The 21,272-nt window shown below is 41.4% G+C and carries 17 protein-coding genes, 1 rRNA gene, 1 pseudogene and 1 riboswitch; of the genes and pseudogenes, 11 read left to right on the top strand and 8 right to left on the bottom strand.

All coding sequences use genetic code 11. From position 1 onward, the window contains the following. Window positions 1–289: 289 nt before the first annotated feature. The 3 genes from VB620_RS12800 to VB620_RS12790 all read left to right on the top strand — a co-directional run bounded on the left by VB620_RS12800 (window position 290) and on the right by VB620_RS12790 (window position 3,179). Window positions 290–1,528: an aminoglycoside phosphotransferase family protein gene (locus VB620_RS12800; RefSeq protein WP_323196538.1), complete on the top strand. Its 1,239-nt coding sequence runs from the start codon at window positions 290–292 to the stop codon at window positions 1,526–1,528. Between the two features lie 38 nt (window positions 1,529–1,566). Continuing rightward, on the top strand, window positions 1,567–2,655 hold the full coding sequence (locus VB620_RS12795) for a T3SS effector HopA1 family protein (protein ID WP_323196537.1): 1,089 nt from the start codon (window positions 1,567–1,569) through the stop codon (window positions 2,653–2,655). Between the two features lie 86 nt (window positions 2,656–2,741). Beyond that, window positions 2,742–3,179 (top strand): acyl-CoA thioesterase, encoded by a 438-nt coding sequence (locus VB620_RS12790; RefSeq protein WP_323196536.1) that lies wholly within the window; start codon window positions 2,742–2,744, stop codon window positions 3,177–3,179. Here the strand turns inward: VB620_RS12790 and VB620_RS12785 are convergent. The 6 genes from VB620_RS12785 to VB620_RS12760 all read right to left on the bottom strand — a co-directional run bounded on the left by VB620_RS12785 (window position 3,162) and on the right by VB620_RS12760 (window position 12,679). Next, on the bottom strand, window positions 3,162–4,532 hold the full coding sequence (locus VB620_RS12785; RefSeq protein WP_407674212.1) for a 2-succinylbenzoate--CoA ligase: 1,371 nt from the start codon (window positions 4,530–4,532) through the stop codon (window positions 3,162–3,164). The genes VB620_RS12790 and VB620_RS12785 overlap by 18 nt on opposite strands. Before the next feature lie 131 nt (window positions 4,533–4,663). Next, on the bottom strand, window positions 4,664–5,602 hold the full coding sequence (locus tag VB620_RS12780) for an o-succinylbenzoate synthase (protein WP_323196534.1): 939 nt from the start codon (window positions 5,600–5,602) through the stop codon (window positions 4,664–4,666). A 41-nt stretch (window positions 5,603–5,643) separates the two neighbouring features. After that, window positions 5,644–6,546 (bottom strand): 2-carboxy-1,4-naphthoquinone phytyltransferase, encoded by a 903-nt coding sequence (menA, locus tag VB620_RS12775; protein WP_323196533.1) that lies wholly within the window; start codon window positions 6,544–6,546, stop codon window positions 5,644–5,646. Between the two features lie 140 nt (window positions 6,547–6,686). After that, complete coding sequence (locus VB620_RS12770) at window positions 6,687–6,833, bottom strand: hypothetical protein (protein WP_323196532.1); 147 nt, start codon at window positions 6,831–6,833, stop codon at window positions 6,687–6,689. A gap of 459 nt (window positions 6,834–7,292) precedes the next feature. Next, the gene (gene pgmB / locus VB620_RS12765; RefSeq protein WP_323196531.1) at window positions 7,293–10,214 is read right to left on the bottom strand and encodes a beta-phosphoglucomutase; all 2,922 of its coding nucleotides are present in this window, start codon (window positions 10,212–10,214) and stop codon (window positions 7,293–7,295) included. A gap of 35 nt (window positions 10,215–10,249) precedes the next feature. Then, a complete protein-coding gene (locus VB620_RS12760; protein WP_323196530.1) occupies window positions 10,250–12,679 on the bottom strand; it encodes a sucrose synthase in 2,430 nt (809 codons plus the stop codon). A 197-nt stretch (window positions 12,680–12,876) separates the two neighbouring features. Here VB620_RS12760 and VB620_RS12755 point away from each other — a divergent pair, with 197 nt between their 5' ends. Further along, the gene (locus tag VB620_RS12755) at window positions 12,877–13,443 is read left to right on the top strand and encodes a Uma2 family endonuclease (RefSeq protein WP_323196529.1); all 567 of its coding nucleotides are present in this window, start codon (window positions 12,877–12,879) and stop codon (window positions 13,441–13,443) included. A gap of 57 nt (window positions 13,444–13,500) precedes the next feature. Here VB620_RS12755 and cbiE read toward each other — a convergent pair whose 3' ends face one another. Continuing rightward, entirely contained in the window at window positions 13,501–14,712 is a 1,212-nt protein-coding gene (cbiE, locus tag VB620_RS12750; protein WP_323196528.1) for a precorrin-6y C5,15-methyltransferase (decarboxylating) subunit CbiE, read from the bottom strand. A 217-nt stretch (window positions 14,713–14,929) separates the two neighbouring features. Here cbiE and VB620_RS12745 point away from each other — a divergent pair, with 217 nt between their 5' ends. The 7 genes and pseudogenes from VB620_RS12745 to VB620_RS12715 all read left to right on the top strand — a co-directional run. Then, a complete protein-coding gene (locus VB620_RS12745; RefSeq protein WP_323196527.1) occupies window positions 14,930–15,139 on the top strand; it encodes a hypothetical protein in 210 nt (69 codons plus the stop codon). A 142-nt stretch (window positions 15,140–15,281) separates the two neighbouring features. Beyond that, window positions 15,282–15,425, top strand: a riboswitch (cobalamin riboswitch). Window positions 15,426–15,474: 49 nt separating this feature from the next. Next, complete coding sequence (gene cobG, locus VB620_RS12740) at window positions 15,475–16,941, top strand: precorrin-3B synthase (protein WP_323196526.1); 1,467 nt, start codon at window positions 15,475–15,477, stop codon at window positions 16,939–16,941. Window positions 16,942–16,986: 45 nt separating this feature from the next. Next, on the top strand, window positions 16,987–17,613 hold the full coding sequence (locus tag VB620_RS12735) for a precorrin-8X methylmutase (RefSeq protein ID WP_323196525.1): 627 nt from the start codon (window positions 16,987–16,989) through the stop codon (window positions 17,611–17,613). A gap of 2 nt (window positions 17,614–17,615) precedes the next feature. After that, on the top strand, window positions 17,616–18,320 hold the full coding sequence (locus VB620_RS12730; RefSeq protein WP_323196524.1) for a precorrin-2 C(20)-methyltransferase: 705 nt from the start codon (window positions 17,616–17,618) through the stop codon (window positions 18,318–18,320). Window positions 18,321–18,466: 146 nt separating this feature from the next. Beyond that, entirely contained in the window at window positions 18,467–20,230 is a 1,764-nt protein-coding gene (gene cobJ, locus VB620_RS12725) for a precorrin-3B C(17)-methyltransferase (protein ID WP_323196523.1), read from the top strand. Then, a complete protein-coding gene (locus tag VB620_RS12720) occupies window positions 20,227–20,652 on the top strand; it encodes a hypothetical protein (RefSeq protein ID WP_323196522.1) in 426 nt (141 codons plus the stop codon). The genes cobJ and VB620_RS12720 overlap by 4 nt, the downstream gene beginning before the upstream one ends. A gap of 126 nt (window positions 20,653–20,778) precedes the next feature. Further along, a pseudogene (locus VB620_RS12715) lies at window positions 20,779–21,069 on the top strand (IS4 family transposase); the annotation flags it as partial. Window positions 21,070–21,154: 85 nt separating this feature from the next. Here the strand turns inward: VB620_RS12715 and rrf are convergent. Then, a 5S ribosomal RNA gene (gene rrf, locus VB620_RS12710) occupies window positions 21,155–21,272 on the bottom strand.

Raw genomic sequence — 21,272 nt, 5'->3', positions numbered from 1 at the left:
TCAAAGTGATCATGTCAGTCAGCAGATATTATTTTTTAATCAAAAAAAAAGACCTCGACTGGAGAAAATGTCCGGTTTTTTAGCGTTGGGGATGATAAATAAAAATAAGGCTGTATATAATTTTTTCAGTGTTGAGGATCACAGTGATGTAATGCTACCCGTTGAGAATAATAATTAGTGATACTCAAAGGTAAGGAAAATCAGACCAACTATTGTATCTAAAAATAGCCATCTTCCGGTAGTTTTTTCACTATTGTTATCAGCAATTTTACGAAGTAGGACATAATATATGTTATTCTCACTGTCTTCTCACAACTTTATTCAGTATCTGCAAGAAACAGGTATATCTTTATCAGAAGATGGCGCGTCAGCCAAATATGAGTTACGGAAAAGTAGCCAGAATAATTTAAATTTAGTGGTGACTCTAGCAGAGAATCAAAAACTGCTAGTTAAACAAAAACGACATCTTAATCAGAATGGTAATCCTGATGATTTTTTTAATGAGTGGCTATTTCAAGAATTGCTACAGCAGTTTCCAGTTATAGGAAATATCGCGGAAATATCACCATTAGTATTACATTTTGATGAAGATAATTCTATCCTGATTCGTAATTACTTGAGCGAATATTCCGAACTAGGTGAATTTTATGATCAGAATGATATTTTTCCGCCTGAAATTGCGATCGCCATTGGTACGAAATTAGGGGGATTGCATCGCGTTACTTTTCAACACCGAGAATACCGTAATTTTATGGCGACTGCGCCTCAAGGACAGTTTCGCTATAGCTTGTATAATCCGGCGCAAGGGGTAGAGTCAATTACCCCAGAAATATTTGGTACAGTTCCCACTGAGTCTTTAGAGTTTTACCGACTCTATCAAAGTTATGAAAGTTTAGTATCGGCGATCGCAGATTTGGCTTATGAATGGCAACCTTGCTGCTTGACTCATAACGACTTGAACTTAAATAATATCTTAATTCATTCTCGTTGGGATCAGTTAGATAATTGCTTAATTAGATTGATTGATTGGGAAGCCTGTAGTTGGGGAGATCCGGCTTTTGATTTGGGTAGTCTCATCGCTAGCTATTTAGAAATTTGGCTTTCTAGCTTAGTGGTAGATCCCAGCATTGAGTTAGAAGAATCCCTGGATTTAGCCATGACACCCTTAGAGTTGATAAAACCTTCATTACAAGCATTAATTCGGGCTTATTTAAATGCTTTTCCCATGATTTTAGAGGATAACAGTAATTTTTTACTCCGAGTTATCAAGTTCACAGGATTGGCGCTGATTAATAAAATTCAAGCAACCATTAACCATCGTAAATATTTTGGTAATAATGAGATTTCCATGCTTGAAATTGCAAAGAATCTCCTGACTATTCCTGAAAAATCTGTATTGAATATTTTTGGGTTATCTGAGTTAGACATTATTAAACCTTGGGCAAAAATCCCGACATTTTCTCAATCTGAGAACGCAGCCGAATTAGTTCCCCTATATTACCAAAAAACTCGCCTCCGGGGTTGTTAATTAGAGTTTATATTTCATTCATTCTGAGTTAATCATTAATGCTAGATTCTGCTAAAAATACATTACTAACTTCTTTGTTGGATATTGCTAGTAATATCGAAATTAAGTCCAACTTTTGTATTTACCATCCCCATTATCAACCTTTTTCATTACCGTCGAAAGTTGCAGAAAGATTTCAACAAAATTCTGCTGATTTACGGCATAAATACCTGAATTTACTCTTGCGAAATTTCCTTTATGGCATATATTACAATGGTTCTTTACAAAGAACTTTGGCTGTGAACATTACCACGGCGAATTGCTTGCGACACCAAAATTTAGAACCTAATTCTAGTTTGGATGTTGATTGGGAATTTTATGAACAACTACAAATTAACAATCACGGTCAAGGTTATTTTGACCCCAGTTGGCAAGTATTAACTCTGGAACCGGATGGTAGTATGGCAGTGACCAAGGGTGGTTTAACATTATATATTGAGCCAGACTGTCATCTCAAACCGAGTAAAAAATCTCCCCAGTTAGGGGAATCTGTAGCGATTTGGATGCCGAAAAATCGACTGCAAAAGGGCTGTTATTTAGCAGTTAGCAATGTGGGACAGGAAAAGCAAGGTCATCCAGATGCGGATTTGGGTATAGGGAGAATCTATTTTAATTTTACTCCAGATGGTGCGATCGCCTGTATGGATCGATTGACCAACCAACTCAACGCTGCTAACATACCTTTTACTTTTCAGGTTCTCCATAATCCTCTGGGATATGGACGTTATGACTCAGGTATACTTTACTTTGAACGTCAAGATTATCCCGCATTGCACAAAATTCTTCAGGCTGTTTATACAGAATATCAAGCCCATTTCCACGCTGAAATACCTTTGTTTACTAAGTTTTTAGCCCCTGGATTGGGTTTAGCTGAAGAACCAACTCAAAAATTCGCCGCCCAGGAAAGTTTTGGGATGAACCGTTGTCAAATTGTCGCCAATGCTTTGTTGGAGGCTTGGGAAAATGGTAAAAATGCTATGGAGGAACGAATGAACGTTATTAATCAACATTTTTCCCAACATTTGATTGATTTACAGCGTCCCTACCTCAACCCTAGTTCTGAGGATATCTACCAACCTTTAAAATAATTCGTAGTTTTGATGTGTGGCGTATTATGATCAAGTTGGTTTGTCTAATTACGAATTACGAATTACGAATTACGAATTATTAAATAATGTCTTTTACTTATCATCGGACTATTCGCCTTCCAGATACAGATGCTGCTGGAGTAGTTTATTTTGCTCATGTTTTATCTATGTGTCATGAGGCTTATGAAGCATCTCTGGAATTATCGAATATTCATCTCAAAGCCTTTTTTACGAATCCATCTATAGCTTTTCCTATTGTTCATTCTAGCGCGGATTTTTTCCGTCCAATGTTATGTGGAGATAAGTTAGAAATTAGTTTAATTCCACATAAGTTAGGCATGAATAAGTTTGAAATAAATTATGAAATAATGGTGGAAAATATTCTAGTTGCTAAGGCGGTGACTAGACACGTTTGTATTAATGGAATGACTAGAATTAAGCAGGATTTATCTGCTGAGATGATTGAGTGGTTGGAAGCGAATCGCCAAGATGCAGAGATAAGAAAATCACGAGAGATTTTGTAGATGTTCTGTGGCGATTTTTTGCAGGTGTTGATGGTTGATTTTTCCTTGGGAATTTCGGGGTAAGGTGGATAGAGAAATCCAGTGTTTAGGAATTTTGAATTTGCTAAGTTTTTTCCGGAGTTCTGTTTGCAGTTGTAAGCTGGAAATATGGGGATGTTTGGGAATATAAATAGCTGTTACTGCTTGTCCCCAGTGTTTATCTGGTAAGCCGATGATACAAACATCTATGACCATTTGTGTTGATCTAATTGCTGCTTCAATTTCGCCGGGGTAAACGTTTTCTCCCCCTGTGATAATTTTATTGCTGCTACGTCCGATTATATTTAAATAACCTTGTTGATCTAAATATCCTAAATCATCAACTTGCAAATAATTCTGATTTTCCCAGTTTTGCGGATAGTATCCCAGGGCTAATGATTGCGCTTTTATAGTAATGTTTCCGGTTTGATGGGGATTTAAAATTTCACCTTGGAGATTGCGAATTGTGACTTGTGCATGGGGGAGAATTTGACCACTATTAATTTTACCATTTAAAAAGTCATCGGGTTTGAGGGTGGCAATTTGAGAAGCGGTTTCTGTCATTCCATAGGTTGGTGCTAACCGGATGCGGTGAAATCTGGCTTTTTCTAAAAGTTCTATCCATGCTGGCGCACCTCCTAAAAGTACTGTTGAGAATTGGGATAGCCACTCTGTTAATTGGGAATTTTCTAATAATGTTTGTAATTGTGTGGGGACTAAAGATATAAAAAAATCTTGGGGTTTAATCTGATATTGTGGACTGGATGCTAAAGTTTTAAATGGTGCGATCGCTAATTTACCTCCAGTGGTGAAGGAACGAATAAACTGCATTAACCCACTAACATGATATAGCGGTAATACACAAAAGGAATTGACTTGATTTACCTGAAAATATGCTGTAAATCCTTGTACAGAGGCGATGAGAGTTTCCCATGTATGAATGGCAAATTTAATCTTTCCCGATGAACCACCTGTGGGAATCATAATGTGTGGGGAATGATAAGAAAGGGAAATAGAGACGTTTATTTCTGTGTTTACTCGTCCCCAAATAATATTAGGTTGTACTAATTCTAAAACTTCTTGCCATTCTTGCTTTCCCCAGTCCGGGTTACATAGAAAAACTGGACAATTAGCTGCACAAGCGGCGATAAAACCTGCAATAAATCGTGTTGGTTCAGGTTCGGCTAAGATGATTTTAGGAGTTTTTCCAGAAGTTAATATTTGCTGGAGTTCTAAATATAATTCTGAGGCTAATTCCTGAAGTTGATTATTTTCATCACCAATGAGAAAATCTCTCTTCACTAGTTGATTTAGATAAAATATAGGTGGTTCTATAAACATAAGACTTACGCATAATCTACATTTTCTTGGCGTTCTTGGCGGTATGCGCTTCGCGCACGCTACGCGAACGATAAAGCAAGATTTTTGGCAATTGTTGTGTAAGTCCTGAAACATTTAAATAAGGTTTATAAAAAATAGTTAATTCCAAAACCAATAGCCCGATTTTGTGAAGATAATTCGGCGGCGAGTTGGAGTGCGGCTTGTCTACCAATTTCCGTTTCAAATACTGAAGAAAATACGGCATCAATTTGATTTTCTTGGCAAAATTGCCGCAAACGAGTCGGTGAACCGGCTATCCCTGGTTTAATTACAAAAATTCCTCGCCAACCTTGTTCCCAGCATTTTTCCAGTTGTGGGAGTGTGGCGACAGATTCATCTAAGGCGATCGCAGTCTGAAAACTATTACTCAATTCCAACATCGCCGAAAATTCTCCCACTGGCAAGGGTTGTTCAATAAATTCAATATTTGCCGGAATATCGTCACAAATCTGCAACCACCGTTGGGCTTCCTCATAACTAAGTCCCCCATTCGCATCTAACCGCAATTTCGCCGTAGATGGTATATTCTGCGTTAATAAATCAAAAATTTGCAATTCCTTGGCGATCGCATCCACCCCAATCTTCCATTTAAAGGTACGATATCCTTGCTTCCACAGCCTTTTCCACTGATTTAACGCCGCCTCCCCAGATGGTAGTAAAGAGGCAGAGGGGCAGGGGGCAGGGGGCAGGGGAGAAGAGGTTAGACTGGGATTAAAGTCTTCCTGATTTCGCCAACGCTTCATTTCCGTCAACGCTGACTCAAAGCCAAATTGACAAGCCGGTAAACTATCAGGGACTGAGAAAATCATTTCCTCTGTAACTTCTGCGGGTAATTGGCGACAAAAATCTAACGCCTGTTCCAGAGTTTCCGAACCAAACCAACTAATCGGGGCTATTTCTCCCCAACCACAGTTACCCAGATAAATAATTATCCCCTCGCGGGTATGCCACACCCCATGACTAGTAATCAGTGGCTGCAAAAACCGTCGCCGATAAGAACGAAAATCAAACCGATAACCTCTCACCTCTCCCTCTCCGCGCCTCTGCGCCTCCGCGTGCAAAAATCTTACCCACCCAACATAAACCCTAAACCAAACAGTAAACAACAGGAAAAATGTAAATTAACTGCAATAAACTTACAATTACTCACCTTTTCTGGTAAGTGATGATTTTGTTGTACGTGGCGACATAACTGGAAGGCGAAAGGTAAACTTAGACAACTCAATAAAGTCCACACCGGGAAAAATCCCCAGAGGACAAATAACACAATCAAGGGATAAATAATCCCAGTAAACCAATAGAGAACTTGGGCGGCTTTTTCCGTACCTAAACGGACAACAGGCGATCGCTTACCTGCGGCGATGTCATCTTTAACTTGGTGAAAATGCGAGCAAAATAAAATTAAGCTGGTAGCAATGCCCACAATTACTGAGGCGGCTAAACTAGCCATTGACCAACTTTGAGTTTGACTATAATATGCTGCGGCGATCGCCAAAGGGCCAAAGGCAAAAAAACAAATAATTTCCCCTAAACCCTGGTATCCTAAGCGAAAGGGCGGCCCTTGGTATGTGTAGCCCAAAGCGCAGCACAGAATAATTAAGCCGATCAAAGTGGGGTCTTGTTGCCAAATTGCGATCGCTATTATTCCCAACAAACCAGAAACCAAACACAGGTTTCCTAACCAAAATATTAATAACTTATTGCCAGTTAAATTTACTAAAGAATGATGCTTATTTTTATCAATACCTGTTTCCGAATCAAATACATCATTACTGATATTTTCCCAGGCTAAAATCAGAATTGCTGCTGCGATAAAAGTAAAAAATATGCCTGAATTAAAACTTTTGGTTTCCGCAAAAGCCACAGATGTTCCTACCCAAATCGGCATAATAGCAACACTGTACATTGGCGGTTTGATTGCCGCCATCCATAATTTAATCTGAGGATCAGGAAACTGCTTTATAGTCATCAGTCGTGATTTAGAAGATGATTATAATTTTACAGCTTCGAGACACAACACCTGGGAGTTTGCTAGAGTGAAGTTTTGTCAACGCAGAGTTACGCTGAGGTCAGCGCAAAGATACGCAGAGTCTTACTTGATGCTGAGTTTCAATGGTTTTTTTTCTCAGCCGGATCACCCTCAAAAGGTTGAACCCCTGTGGCTGGATATTCGTCATCTCTAGGGCTGAAAATTCTGTTCACTGCTTCTGAGATATAGTTAGTGATTTGTTGAGGAATATTGATAATTGATTGCACTATTTGCCGTGTTTTTCCGGATTTAGACGTAAAATCGTCTCCTTAAAGGGATGTGATAGTTTTCTTTGACATACTCCCCGCCCCAGAAGGGACAGGGATTCTAGGATACTGGCGGAAAATGCGGACTCAAGCCCGTCTAACTTTTCCTCTCCTACTGGAAAATGCCCTCACCAGTTGGATTATTCCAAACTACCAGAGTTGGTTTTCTGACTTTAGGCTTCGTAGAACTTAATTGAGTCCTGCATTTTACCGCTAGCAACTCGTTTCTTCCCAACTAAACTACTCAGCTACATTCTTACAGTGCGTCTAAGATTTTACCAACCCAACTTCTGGGTCGAACCCTATACCTTAAGTATGTCGAAGAACTTGCCATTTATTTTACAACGATTACAGACTATGATGCATCAAGATTCTTTGCCTAAATCACGCTCTCGAAAGCCGTCCTGAAGAGACGGGGCTTTACACCCCATTTTTCTGTAACTTGTCTTGTAACTCCGCCCAGGTCACACCTGCGAGGCTAGGTAAAACCAAATGAGCCGCACCCACCCGTTCCGGTGGCCCTAGACCTACAGCCCACATCCCAGCCGCTAAAGCCGCTTCTACACCAGCCGCCGCATCTTCAATCACTACACATTGCTGTGATGGGACTGCCAATTTCTCGGCTGCATACAGAAACAGGTCAGGGGCTGGCTTTGGTTGTTGTACGCTATAACCATCGGCGATCGCATCTACTTGATCAGCAATTCCTAAAAGCGCTACAACCATCTGGGCATTTTTACTGGCTGAACCAATGGCGATTTTTATTCCCTGTTCGCGCAACTCATTCAACAAAGCGATCGCACCCGGTAACATATCCTTTGGTGTAACATCTTCAATTAGCTCCACATAATAGCGGTTCTTACGCTCCAACATCTCCTGAATTTCAGACTCAGAATATTCCCGATTCTTAATTATCAGCATCAGAGAAGCCCGACGAGATATCCCCCGCAACGCCTCATTATCTTGGCGACTAAACTCCATCCCCTCCTCATCCGCTAGTTTTTGCCAAGCCTCATAGTGATATTCTGCTGTATCAGTTAACACACCATCGAGATCAAAAATCACCCCTTGGATATGAGAAGCATCCGAAGAACCAGGAGCGAATAACATAAGTCTCTTCTGGCATTCCTCCTCGGTAACTGCTTCAGGACGTAAATCAAACTCGTGCCATTCACCCCGACAGTGCAGTTTAAACTTCAGACCTGTCCACCCCTGGGGTAAATGAGGATTAGCCACAGGGCGACCTTTCTTCAGTTGAATCCCACCAAAACCAAACACCACCGCTTGCCAAATACCCCCAGCATTAGCCCCATGAATCCCGTCGGCGGCGTTACCTCGGATATCTTCAAGATCCACCATCACCGCTTGCATAAACCGCTCATACGCCTCAGCCGACTTACCTAAATCTGAAGCTAAAATTGCATGAATTGCCGGACCCAGAGATGAACCATAACTAATATCAGTCCGGGGCGCGTAATAGTCCCAATTTGCTTGTAATGATTTTTGATTGTAGGGAAAATCACCAGATTCCCGCATCAGATACAACAGCATCAACACATCTGGCTGCTTCAGTACCTGGAAATTATTAGTCTCTTCAATACCCAAAATGGTTTGCATCCCCTGGGTGCGTGGTTCATAATCATTTAAATTAATATCTTTTAATTGGAAAAAGCCCTCAAACTGCTCAATTAATCCCGTCTCCGCATCATAAGGAATCCAGAGTTTAGCTGCAATAACTTCCCACTCACCTTTGATTTCAGCAGTCAGCCCTAGTTCTTCATCTAATTTCTTGGCTCGTTGTGGGAAATTTTCAGCCAGCCAATTATCAACCATTAGCGCTTTTTGCAAATGCCACTGTACTATCCGGTTAGTAAAAGTATTATTGTGGACAAACTCGTGATACTCATCAGCTCCGATTACCCCACGAATTTCATAGCGGTTTTTCTGAGAATTAAACTCAACTCGACTATGCCAAAACACTGCCGTATCTAAAATAATCTCAGCACCATACTGTTCCATCCATCGATCATCACCAGTTATTTGCCAGTAATACCACACAGCATAAGAAATATCTGAACTAATGTGAATTTCATGATCACGACACCAAATTCTGATATCTTCACCATAAAAATCGCTAGGAAGTGACCAACGTGGTGTCACCTCATCCCCAGTCACCGCACTTTCCCAGGCATACATTGCCCCTTTATACCCATAATGGGAGGCCTTACGTCGCGCTCCCTTTAAAGTGTGATAACGATAACTGAGTAAATTCCGGGCTAGAGCTGGTTGGGTAAAAGTAAAAAAGGGCAGAATAAAAATTTCTGTATCCCAAAAAATATGACCACGGTAGCCAAACCCCGACAAAGTTTTAGCGGGAATACTTACTTTTTCATCATCCGTGGAGGCAGCAATCAGCAGTTGAAACAGATTGTAACGCACAGCAAAAGCCGCTTTACTATCCCCCGAAATTACAATATCACTGTATTGCCAAACCTCATGCCATGCGCGATCGTTGGCTTCTAGCAAAGTTTTATAGTCTGGTAGCTGTTCCAGTTTTTCTTGAGCTACTGAGGCTGGTTGGGAAACATCCCGTGAAGTAAAAACTGTAACAATCTTCTCTATTGTTATCGTCTGGTTTGATGTAGCCAGAAAAGTTGCACTTAACGTCGGATACCCAGGGGGAGTCTGTACCTGCAAAGCCGCTTCAGTTCCTGATATTGTCATCCTTGCAGCCATCCCAATCTCAATTCGGGAACCGCGAGTCCGGCTGTTTAACCAAATTCCTTGTTCCGTTTTACCCTGGTCTATGGCTTCCCAATGGTTAAAACCCTGATTTTCTGGGTAACCGTTAATACTAGCCTGAATTTCGATCATCCCATCAAAATCCACAGGTGTGACTCGGCAGCGTTGTCCTAATACGTGTTGGTCAGCTAAACTGGCAAAGCGTTCAAAGTGGATATCTACCGTTTTCCCACTGGGACTACGCCAACGCACAGCACGAGAGAGAACACCCTGACGTAAATCCAGCCGTCTATCATACTGTAGTATCTCCCCCTGATCCAAACGGAATTTGTCGCCATTGATACTCAAGACTAATGGTAACCAGTCGGGGCAATTAGCTAGTTCTGTATAAACAACAGGCACATGATCATAGATACCGTGGATGAAAGTAGCTGGTGATCCATCAATATAGCCTTCCTCAAAACTACCCCGTGTTCCCAGGTATCCGTTGCCAATTGTGAAAATTGTCTCTCGATAATGCAAATGCTCAGGCTCAAAATGAGTCTCTATTAATATCCAATCTGTGTATATGTAATTGTGATTAATAGTGTTTTTATTCATCGGAAATTACTTGTTGAATTATCAATGAAAGTGGGTCAATTCTTGATCATGTATGGAGATTTTAGATGTTGTTCTAAAATCTTTTCGGCTCTAGGTTTAAAAATCAAGTGAAACAAGGTTTGTAAATAGTGATATTTAGCTGTATTATTTCGGGGGACAGCAAACTTCCAGAAGCTAAATATTTTAGCCAGTGATAGGATTTGGTTAGTGTTCAAATCCCAATTATATTTATTATGAATGCGCTGGCTCATAGCTTGAGAAAGTTCTATCCACCTTTCTGGTTGATGATCGCATTGATCAATGAAAGCTAAAATCTTTTCGGCTGTTTGTTTTAGGTCTGTAGGATTAATATGAAATATATCTTCTCGCTCTTCAATAATTTCGAGAGCGCCACCAAATTTAGTCACAAAGGTGGGTAAGCCGGAAACCATCGCTTCGAGAATGCTACGACCAAAGGATTCAAAGAGGGCAAAGTGAATATAAATCCCCTGATAATCGGCAACTACTCGGTAGGCTTCTCCTACTTCACCACTAGGAAGGCGCATCCCTATACACCGTATTTTGCCGTGGAGATTATATTGATCAATTATGTGATGTAGTCTTTCAATTTCCTCAACTTCTTCGGAATTATGGGCTTCCGTTGCATATAGTTTACTGGTGATAAAAATTAGGTTACAATGTTCTTGTAAATTCGGACTTTTCCCAAAACATTCAGCTAATCCAGTCAGATTTTTAACGGAGGTGATGGGTGCAACGCTGAGAATTGGTCGCTTGTCAGGATTATCTAAATGTCCGAGAATGTGGGGATCTTCCAGGGAAAAAAGTAAATCATGGACTTTGGCGGTTAATTCAATATCTCGCCTGTGTTTTTGGCTATAGGGGAAAAATATTTTATCACTGACTCCCGGCGGAACCATGTTGAATTTAGGACTAAATAAATCAATGCCATTAATCACATGATAAAGTTGGGGCATGGTAAAACATTTATAGGACTCATATTGCCCGATTGTTTCTGGTGTCCCGAAGATTTCTTGGTAAGATGAGGTGATAATGAAATCAGCAGAATTCATGCTAATTAAGTCGGCGGTGAATTGTGCCGAAAAGTGGTAATGATCTTCTAAATCTTGCCAATAGAGATTACTAAATAAATGTTTAGGTTTTTCTAAAGAATGGGCAATATTACACTGGGTAACTTTCATGCTACGGGAAAGCAGAGAGGCTACTAAGTTACCATCGCTGTAATTCCCGACAATCAGATTGGGATGACCTTGAAATTGAGTTAATAGTTCTTTTTCTGCGTCAATGGCAAATGTTTCTAAATAAGGCCAAATTTCATATTTAGAAATCCAATTGTTAGTAATATCAGGATTAAATTCCTTAAAGGGAACACGTAATATCCAAGCATTTTTAGTATCCTGGACTTTTTCTAGCGGTAAATTACATTCTGTACCTTCACAGTTAGGAATGAGTCTGGTGAGAATAATTACATGGGGTTGAATCCCTAAAAGGTCAAGACCGGCGAGTTTAATTTCTGCTTGGAGTTTATTTTCTAAGGTGCGGGCTTGTTCTAGGACATAAATGACTTGACCGAGTGTTTCATCTCTACCCATAACATCCTCTTGACCAACCCAACCGTATATGGAGACGAGAACCACGCGGAAAATGGCGGGAATACGGGCAACAAATGCTTCTAAAATGGCTGGTTTGGGACTGTAAATGAGTTGTTTTAACAGTTCTAGGGTTTGGGAGATGCGCCCAGCTGTATTACCCCATCCTGGTTCTAAACCGAGTTCCTGGAGGTGAGGGCGAAAATTAGCATAGGGTTCTTCTGGGGGTAGCTGATGCAGAAATTCTAGGGCTTCCTGAATTTGTTTAACTAAGTGCAGACTGCTGGGAATGCGATCGCTAATCAGTAGAGGTTTCTGATCGTAAGTCAGTCGATATAATGCTTGAAATAACACTTCTAGCCAATAACTGCTGTCATTAGATAGTTGTTCGCACAGATAACGGTTGAGAAAGGCTAGACCTTGACCAATATGTCTGGGGTCACTGATTCTGGTGGATTCTTCTGCAAAGGGTTGGAAATCAATTTCCAGAATGTTTGGTTCATAGCGGTTAACGAGGCGATCGCTTTGATCTAACCACGCTTGGGGTGTCATTGGCTCAAATCCAGAGAAATCCGGTTGGAGTCGCCACACTTCTTGATTCCCAATCCTCGGTCGAACAACAAACCAAGTACCGTCCCCTTCTAAAATGATTTCATGGGTATTATGAATTAGTCTACCGATAGCAGAAGAATGATAGAAGTAACTGGGCTTTTGGTATTCATCACAGAAGTGAGCAAAATTCTGTAAAATCTCGTTTCTTAAAAAGTAACATTGATCCGTAGCACTTAATTCTAAAATAAACTGACGCAGGGTAACTTTTTCATCACTGTTTAAGTAAGTCTCAAATAATTCATGCATGATCAATTTGATAACCTTAGAAGGTTAAAAACTAATTTTTGGCTTCCCTATCTCCGAGTCGCTACAGAAACAGCAACTATAATCTCAGAGGTACATTTTCCATTTGTATATGCATATGCTAGATAGTAGAAAAGCTTTTAACTTCTGACTGGGGGATGAAACCCCAGCAATAAAGTCTATACCTTGAGGTTTTGAATATGGTTGCTTCCCCAGAAATTTACGTCACCCCTGAAGAATACTTAGAACTAGAAGAGCAGAGTGACATTAAACACGAGTATATTGATGGTTATATCTACGCAATGGCTGGGGCGCTAGATTCCCATGTGACTATTGCTGGAAATTTGTTTGCGCTCCTCCGCAATCATGTACGTGGTTCAGGTTGTCGTGTTTACATCGCCGACATGAAAGCCCGCATTGAATCCCTGAATCGTTTCTACTATCCCGATGTTATGGTGACTTGCGACCAAAGAGACCAAGAAACGCCAGCTTATAAAAGATTTCCTAATTTAATTGTGGAGGTTTTATCTGATTCCACCGAAGCTTTTGACCGGGGAGATAAATTCGCCGATTATCAGCTACTAGAAACTCTAAAAGAGTATGTTTTAATTAATCAAAAACGTCAACGAGTCGAATGTTTTCGTCGTAATGAACAAGGACTGTGGGTTTTACAATCCTACACAGCAGAACAGAAGTCATTTCAATTCAATAGCATAGATTTTCAAGCCACCATGACAGAACTGTACGAAGATGTAGTGTTTGCATAAAAAAATCAAATTCTCATAACTCTTATTCCTTTCAAAACCTCCGCGCACCTTTGCATTTCAATTTTTAACCACCACCCATTGAGTAACAGGGGACATAGCCCGCCAACCTAAAAATTTACCAATAGGTTCTGCTCTTTGAATAGCAATCCGAGTTAAACTACCACCAACTTGGTCAGACCATTGAAATAATGTTTGTTCACCTTCAATAGTCACCACATTAGCCACTAACCGCCCACCTGGAAGTAATGCATTCCAACAAATATCAAACAGACCGGCTGCTGTGACTCCACCGCCGATAAATATGGCATCGGGTGTGGGTAAATCTGGGAGAATTAATGGTGCTTTTCCATTAATAACTTTGAGGTGGGGAGTTCCTAAAGCTGCGGCGTTGTCGGCTATGTAAGCTAGTCTAGCGGGGTTCTGTTCAATAGCGATCGCCCGACATCGAGGATCAGTCCGCATCCATTCAATGGAAATGGAACCACAACCCGCGCCGACATCCCAGAGTAATTGTCCAGGAGTGGGAGCTAATTTGGCTAAAGTCACCGCCCTGACTTCGGCTTTGGTTAACTGTCCATCATGGTGATAGGCGTGATCTGGTAATCCTGGTAATCTGGGTAAAGGTGTAATCCCATGATCTGCGATACATTCAACGGCGATCGCATTTAGAGGTGCAATTTCTGTTTCATCCCAATCTGCGGCTATACCTGCGACAATTCTTTCCTGAATACCACCCAGATGTTCTAAAACTGTAATTTTACTACCACCATAACCCCGATTCGTCAATATTTCCGCCACAATTGCCGGTGTGTCTTTACCCTCACTCAAAATCAAGATTTTAGCCTGGGGATAGATATAAGACTGGAGTAGGGAAGCCGGACGACCGCACAAACTTAAGGTTTCCGTTTCCGTTAAAGACCATCCCAATTTGGCACAGGCGAGGCTAAAGGTGGAAGGTGCAGGGATAATGGTAATTTCTGCTGGGGGAATTTGTCGGGTGATAGTGACACCAATACCGTAACAGCAGGGGTCGCCACTAGCTAAGACACAGATAGATTGACCGCGACGACCGATAATTTCGGCGATGGAGGTGCTAAGGGGTGATGTCCAGGCTAGTTTCTGGCTGGGGTGATCTGGGGGTAACATGGCTAAATGGCGATCGCCTCCCATGATTACTTCAGCTTGATCAATCAGAGAACGCGCGATCGCACTTACACCCTCTAACCCATCTTCCCCAATCCCCACAATTGATAGCCATTTCTGTGTCATAAAAGCTGTGATAATTTAACTAAATGTAGTGGCTTGTTCTGCGATTAATAACAGTTAATCCGCATTTTCTGGCAAACTAGGGATGCCGATTTTTGGGGAATCAAACCTCTAATGCAAGTGTGCTATAATGAATTAGCATTGCAATTGTGAAACAGGTAAAATATAGCAATATATATTTACTTGAGTTAATGAAAATTCATAATTAGGTTGAGTTTAATTGAAAATTAAAGCGTTGGATGTCAAAGCAGGCGATCGCATTATTGCCTATTGCAAAAACAAGATGCAAGTTTGCAAAGTCAAACGCATCTTAGAACCAGGTTCTAGCAATATCACACTATCGGTATTCACCTCTGAGCATTATCGTGGATGCTTAGTTTCCTGTGTAGTCCGATTTCAGTCAGACACCTTAGTTGATTTAGTGCAATAGAATTACTGAAATTTTACCGAATTAGCCCAGCTAAATGTCACCGGGTGACTCACTGGTTTGTCAATCAACTTTCCAGAAATACCCAAGTGCTATCTTTAACTGAATATTAAAAATATCCCCCATCCAGCGAGAGGAACACCGGATCGTGTTAAATTATTAAGGCTGAGAGTTGGGAAAGTCCGGTGAGATTCCGGGACTGTGCCGCAGCTGTAATGGTAAAGCGAAAGCAGAACATTCACTTTTTCACTTGCCAAGTCAGAATGCCAACCCTAGCAATGTCTTGAAGACACACCTAGTATCTACTACCTGCGTCGCACAGGGAAGGAGTTAATGTTTTGCTGTCCGGAGTTGCCTTATGTCCTGGCTTGTTTTATGATACACCTGCCCAAGATGGGATATTGTCTCGCATCAGAATACCAGGTGGTATTTTGGATAGTAAACAGTGCCGTGCGATCGCAGATATAACAGAAAATTATGGGGGTGGTTATGTGGATGTCACCAATCGCGCCAACCTCCAAATCCGGGAACTACGTTCGGGAATAAATCTCCCAGTTCTCCAGAATTTGCAAAATATAGGGATTGGTTCCCGCAATTTCGCTGTTGACCACATTCGGAATATCATGACCAGTCCCACATCTGGTATTGATCCCCAGGAATTAATTGATACCCGTCCCTTAATTCAAGACTGGGAAAATTATATCGCTACACATCCCAGCCTCGGAGGACTATCAGCCAAATTTAGTGTAGGCTTTGATGGTGGTGGTCAAGTTTCTGTGTGCGATCGCCTTAACGATATCATGTTTGCTGCTATTTTAATTGACAGTACAGTGTACTTTCGTTTGTATCTCAGCGTCGGTGTTAAGGGAAAACCACCCGTTGATATGGGAATTGTCTTATTACCAGAGTCATGTTTACCAGTTTTAGCCGCCTTAGCTGAAGTTTATCTTGATCATACCGATATTCAGAGTCGGCGCAAGCTGCGTTTACGAGAGTTGTTAAATAATTTGGGTTGTGAAACTTACCTCCAACAAGTTGAACAACGTCTAGGTTTTGAACTCACACCTCATCCACCGTTGTACAAAACCAGTTCTCCAGAAAAAAGTTTAAATTCCCACTATTCACATATAGGGATTCATCCCCAGCGACAGCAAGGCTTATTTTATATTGGTGTAGTTTTACCGTTAGGTAGGTTAGAAAGTCAGCAAATCAGGGGTTTAGCTGATTTAGCCGAAAAATTTGGTAGCGGGACTCTGAGGCTAACCCCTTGGCAAAATTTACTTCTGACAGATATTCCCCAGCGATCGCTAACTCATGTTAAAAGTGAAATTGCTGTTTTAAAATTAGATATTTCCGTAAATAATATCAATACCGCCTTAGTCGCCTGTTCTGGTAATCAAGGTTGTGCATCTTCCGCCACAGATACTAAAGGTGATGCTAAAGCATTAGCAAAATATCTCGAAACTCATGTTAGTTTAAATCACCCAGTTCATATTCACTTTAGCGGCTGCGAAAAATCTTGCGCCCAGCATAACCATAGTGATATTACCTTACTGGGGGACAACCTAGAATCAGAAAACGGCACTTTGGGAGCCTATCACATTTATGTTGGAGAAGGTGACAGCGAACAAAAATTTGGTCGTCAACTCTATCAATATGTCACTGTAGCCGAACTACCTGTATTGTTAGGGCAGATGTTACAAGTTTATCAAAATCAATGCCGAAATCCTGATGAATCCTTTCGAGAATTTGTGAATAGATATGAAATCGCCCAATTGCAGCCGTTATTTTCCCCAGTGACTTAAGGTTATTTATAAAACCCCATCCCTATCCCCAATTACTATTTTGCCATGTCTGACTACATCCGAGATGCTAACGAAATTTACAGTAAATCCTTTGCCATCATCAGATCCGAAGCCAAATTAGATGTGTTACCGCCAGATGTAGCAAAAGTGGCTGTCCGTCTGATTCATGCCTGTGGAATGACTGATATCGTCACCGACTTAGGATATTCTTCAACGGCGGTGCAAGTTGGACGCGCCGCCCTAGCCGCAGGTGCGCCAATTTTGTGTGATTGTCGCATGGTAGCCGAAGGTATTACTAGGAAGAGACTACCTAAAAATAACCAAGTTATTTGCACCCTCTATGATATGGAAGTTCCAGCACTGGCTAAACGCTTGAGTAATACCAGATCAGCTGCAGCTGTAGAACTATGGCGATTACACTTAGAAGGGGCAGTGGTAGCAATTGGGAATGCACCGACAGCCCTATTTCGCTTGCTAGATATGCTAGAAGAAGGAGTTCTGAAACCCTCCCTGATTTTAGGTTTTCCCGTGGGATTTGTGGGTGCAGTGGAGTCCAAAGCCGCACTAGCAGCAAATAGCAAAGGCGTACCATTTTTAACTTTACATGGTCGGCGTGGTGGCAGTGCGATCGCAGCAGCAGCAGTGAATGCCCTAGCAACAGAGGAAGAGTGAATATGCAAGCCAAAGGCCGTCTTTATGGAATTGGTGTAGGGCCAGGTGATCCCGAACTACTGACATTGAAAGCACTGCGACTATTACAGGCTGCCCCTGTAGTCGCCTATCACTCAGCAGTAGATAAAGAAAGTATAGCGCGAGCGATCGCATCCCCATATCTCACCGGAAATCAAATCGAAGTGGTGTTTCACCTCCCCCGCGCCTTGGAACCAGAAACGGCCAATTTGATTTATGACAAAGAAGTTGCACCCATAGCCGAACATCTAGCCGCCGGCAGAGATGTAGTAGTGTTGTGTGAGGGCGACCCGTTTTTTTACGGTTCCTTTATGTACGTTTTCACCCGTTTATCGCCACACTACCAAACGGAAGTTGTACCAGGAATTTCCTCCCTCATGGCCTGTCCTGTAGCCTTGGGTGTACCCTTCACTTATTACAACGACATCATGACCGTTTTACCCGCCCCCATGCCAGCAGAAGAATTAATCACGCACTTACTAGCAACAGATGCGGCGGCGATTATGAAATTAGGTCGTCATTTCGCCAAAGTGCGAGATGTTTTACATCAATTGGGGTTGGCATCACGGGCATTATATATTGAGCGGGCAACAATGACACAACAAAGAATTGTACCCCTCGATGAAGTTGATCCCAATCAAGTACCCTATTTCTCAATGATTATCATCCCCACTAAAAATCGACTATAGGTTTAATAGAATATCCTAGTTATGGTGCTGATGTATTTGAAAAATAACAGGCTTAAATTACCTAAATAAAATCTTATCTGTGTTCATCTGTATCTATCTGTGGTTTCATTTGAAAGGACATCAAATTTTCCAAAATATCTCATAAAATGATCACAAAGATTGCACCTGCCATTGTGGTACTGGGTCAAAACAGTGTACCAGTAGCCCGCCAAATTATCAGCATTTTACCAGGGGCGACATTATACGGTTTGGCAGGACGTACATCTGGTGTTGATGTCAGTTTCACTAACTTCGGTGACACAGTGCGAGAGTTGTTCGTAGAGGGAACACCTTTAATTGGTATTTGTGCTGCTGGTATCCTCATCAGAACCATAGCACCAATGCTTTCCGATAAAAAACAGGAACCGCCAGTATTAGCCGTAGCTGAAGATGGAAGTGCGGTGGTTCCGCTTTTGGGTGGACTGAATGGCGTGAATGATTTGGCGCGACGCATTGCTGAGGTACTTGATGTTAAACCTGCAATCACTACCACAGGTGATATCCGTTTCCGCACGGCGTTATTATCTCCTCCTCCTGGATACCATTTAGCAAATCCAGATGATGCAAAGAAATTTATCTCAGATTTATTAGCTGGGGCGCAAGTGAAGCTAGAAGGTACAGCGCCTTGGTTGAGTAATAGTCAATTACCTATAGACCCCAAGGGTGCTTTGACTATTCAGGTTACAGAACGCTTAGTCACTCCCGCAGCTAACAGCCTTGTTTATCACCCCGCAACTATAGCGATTGCGCTCGACGCACGCTCCGCGATCGCCATCAGTGATACAGTTGATTTAGCTTTAGTACAACAATTGTTAGCCGATGCCGAACTGGCCCCCGCATCAGTAGCCGGGATATTTGCCCCTATCTCCTTAGCCACAAATTCAGCTATCCAAGCCATCGCTAACGCCTTTAAAGTACCTGTCCGCTTTTTTACCTCAAATCAGATAGAAAAGTTGACTTCAACAGGTTATAGCCCCGCCCAAGCTATAGCTCTTACCGTTACTAAGTCATCCCAGTTGGAGATTTATACCGAGGGCTTGGCGATCGCCATTTCTCCCACACCCATCGACCCCAACACCATCGGTCAAGCAAGGGGACGGTTAGCCATTATTGGCACTGGTCCGGGTGGTCAAAAGTGGATGTCTCCAGAGGTGAAAGAAATACTCAAATCGGCAACTGATTTAGTAGGTTATAAAACATACATAAATTTAATTGGTTCTCTAGCTGATGGGAAACAACGACATGAATCAGACAACCGTGAAGAAATTGCACGGGCAACAATGGCATTGGATTTAGCAGCATCAGGGCGATATGTAGCAGTAGTTTCTTCTGGTGATCCGGGGATATATGCAATGGCTGCGGCTATATTTGAGGTCTGCGATCGCTACCCAAAACCGGAATGGGATAGTATAGATATTCATGTTGCACCGGGAATCTCGGCCATGCAAGCGGCGGCTGCAAGCATTGGTGCGCCATTGGGACATGACTTCTGCACTATTTCCCTCTCAGATATTTTAAAACCTTGGTCAATTATCGAACAACGAATTGCTGGGGCTGCTGAAGCTGATTTTGCGATCGCCTTTTATAATCCTGTCTCCAAACAGCGCACTTGGCAACTAGCAGCAGCGAGAAATATTTTACTGCAATATAGAACACCAGATACCCCAGTAGTATTAGCTAGGAATCTCGGCAGACCAGGACAAATAGTCAAGGTGATCCAACTCAAGGAATTAACAACAGATTCAGCCGATATGCGGACAGTAATTCTAGTTGGTTCCAGCCAAACCCGCACAATTCAGCGTAGTGATGGCAGCATTTCAGTTTATACACCCAGACGATACACTGAAAAAAAAGATTTGCTACAAATATGATGACTAATGAAAAACAAGCTAAAAAGATTGTTAACAAATTTAGGGAATTATTTTTCCGTGAAATTCATACCACACCTCTTGGTACATATTTTGAAGATTGTATAAAAGATGGTGGTGTTTGTATGAGCAGAATCGACGATAATGGTGTTTCCCCTTTTAAAACTGGACATTCATGTTTAAGCCTTCAGGATGCTGAAAAGTTGTTAAAAATGTCTGACTCTAAACATATTGATAGGTTAAATTTAACAAACCAAGGGTGTGTTATTTATTTTTACCGTGAAGAGTTTTCTTTAATAACCATCAATAGGCTATGGTGTGAAAATAAAGAATATAATGTTGAACTGTTCGAGCTTTTTCCCAAAACTGATCGTTCTATCGGATTTGGTGTTGCCACAGCTACTAACAAGAAGAAAAAGAGATAGAGCTTGTTATATGTGAAGGCTGACGGGGCGACAAACAAGGCTGAAAACAGGACAGTGTAACGAATGTAACGATTTATGGTAAAAAAAGATAGGCCAGGAATTGTCAATAAGACCTATCTAATGAAAATAATACCTCTATTTTATCAAAAGCACTTAAAAAGTCAATTGAGTCTAGCAGAATACCTGTTTCTCCAAATTTTGCTGAACATCTTACAGTCAATTAAAAACGTGAATTTAGAAAGGTTAGCAAGTGGGATACCTTTGCCAATTAAATTTGAGAGTAGAAGAAAAAGAATACAAAGATTTCTCTCATTACCAAATTTAACAATTGAAAAAATTTGGTTACCCATTATTAAAGAATGGTTATCAATATATTTTACCAAGGGAGAAATAAATTATGTGGCAATTGATAGAACAAAGGGATAAATCTTTAAGCAAGCATAACGCAAAAGACAAAACAAAAGCCCCTTCCGTTAAAGAAGAGGCTTTGTTGTAAAGATAAACCTGGCATCGAGCTATTTTTGCGTAGGGCTACCCCTAAACTATCGTCGCCGCAGTAGCGTTTCACCTCTGAGTTCGGGAAGGGATCAGTGTGGTTCCACCACGCAATAGACACCAGG

It is taken from the genome of Nodularia harveyana UHCC-0300 (assembly GCF_034931085.1).
Classification (GTDB): domain Bacteria; phylum Cyanobacteriota; class Cyanobacteriia; order Cyanobacteriales; family Nostocaceae; genus Nodularia; species Nodularia harveyana.
Note: the sequence above shows the minus strand (reverse complement) of the source record. Positions and strands in the feature narration are given on the sequence as shown.

Bases quoted from the DNA above. Each gene is read 5' to 3' on its own strand.
- VB620_RS12800 (WP_323196538.1), top strand. From the start codon at position 290: ATGTTATTCTCACTGTCTTCTCACAACTTTATTCAGTATCTGCAAGAA.
- VB620_RS12795 (WP_323196537.1), top strand. From the start codon at position 1,567: ATGCTAGATTCTGCTAAAAATACATTACTAACTTCTTTGTTGGATATT.
- VB620_RS12790 (WP_323196536.1), top strand. From the start codon at position 2,742: ATGTCTTTTACTTATCATCGGACTATTCGCCTTCCAGATACAGATGCT.
- menA (WP_323196533.1), bottom strand. From the start codon at position 6,546: ATGACTATAAAGCAGTTTCCTGATCCTCAGATTAAATTATGGATGGCG.
- pgmB (WP_323196531.1), bottom strand. From the start codon at position 10,214: ATGAATAAAAACACTATTAATCACAATTACATATACACAGATTGGATA.
- VB620_RS12760 (WP_323196530.1), bottom strand. From the start codon at position 12,679: ATGCATGAATTATTTGAGACTTACTTAAACAGTGATGAAAAAGTTACC.
- VB620_RS12755 (WP_323196529.1), top strand. From the start codon at position 12,877: ATGGTTGCTTCCCCAGAAATTTACGTCACCCCTGAAGAATACTTAGAA.
- cbiE (WP_323196528.1), bottom strand. From the start codon at position 14,712: ATGACACAGAAATGGCTATCAATTGTGGGGATTGGGGAAGATGGGTTA.
- VB620_RS12735 (WP_323196525.1), top strand. From the start codon at position 16,987: ATGTCTGACTACATCCGAGATGCTAACGAAATTTACAGTAAATCCTTT.
- VB620_RS12730 (WP_323196524.1), top strand. From the start codon at position 17,616: ATGCAAGCCAAAGGCCGTCTTTATGGAATTGGTGTAGGGCCAGGTGAT.
- cobJ (WP_323196523.1), top strand. From the start codon at position 18,467: ATGATCACAAAGATTGCACCTGCCATTGTGGTACTGGGTCAAAACAGT.
- VB620_RS12720 (WP_323196522.1), top strand. From the start codon at position 20,227: ATGATGACTAATGAAAAACAAGCTAAAAAGATTGTTAACAAATTTAGG.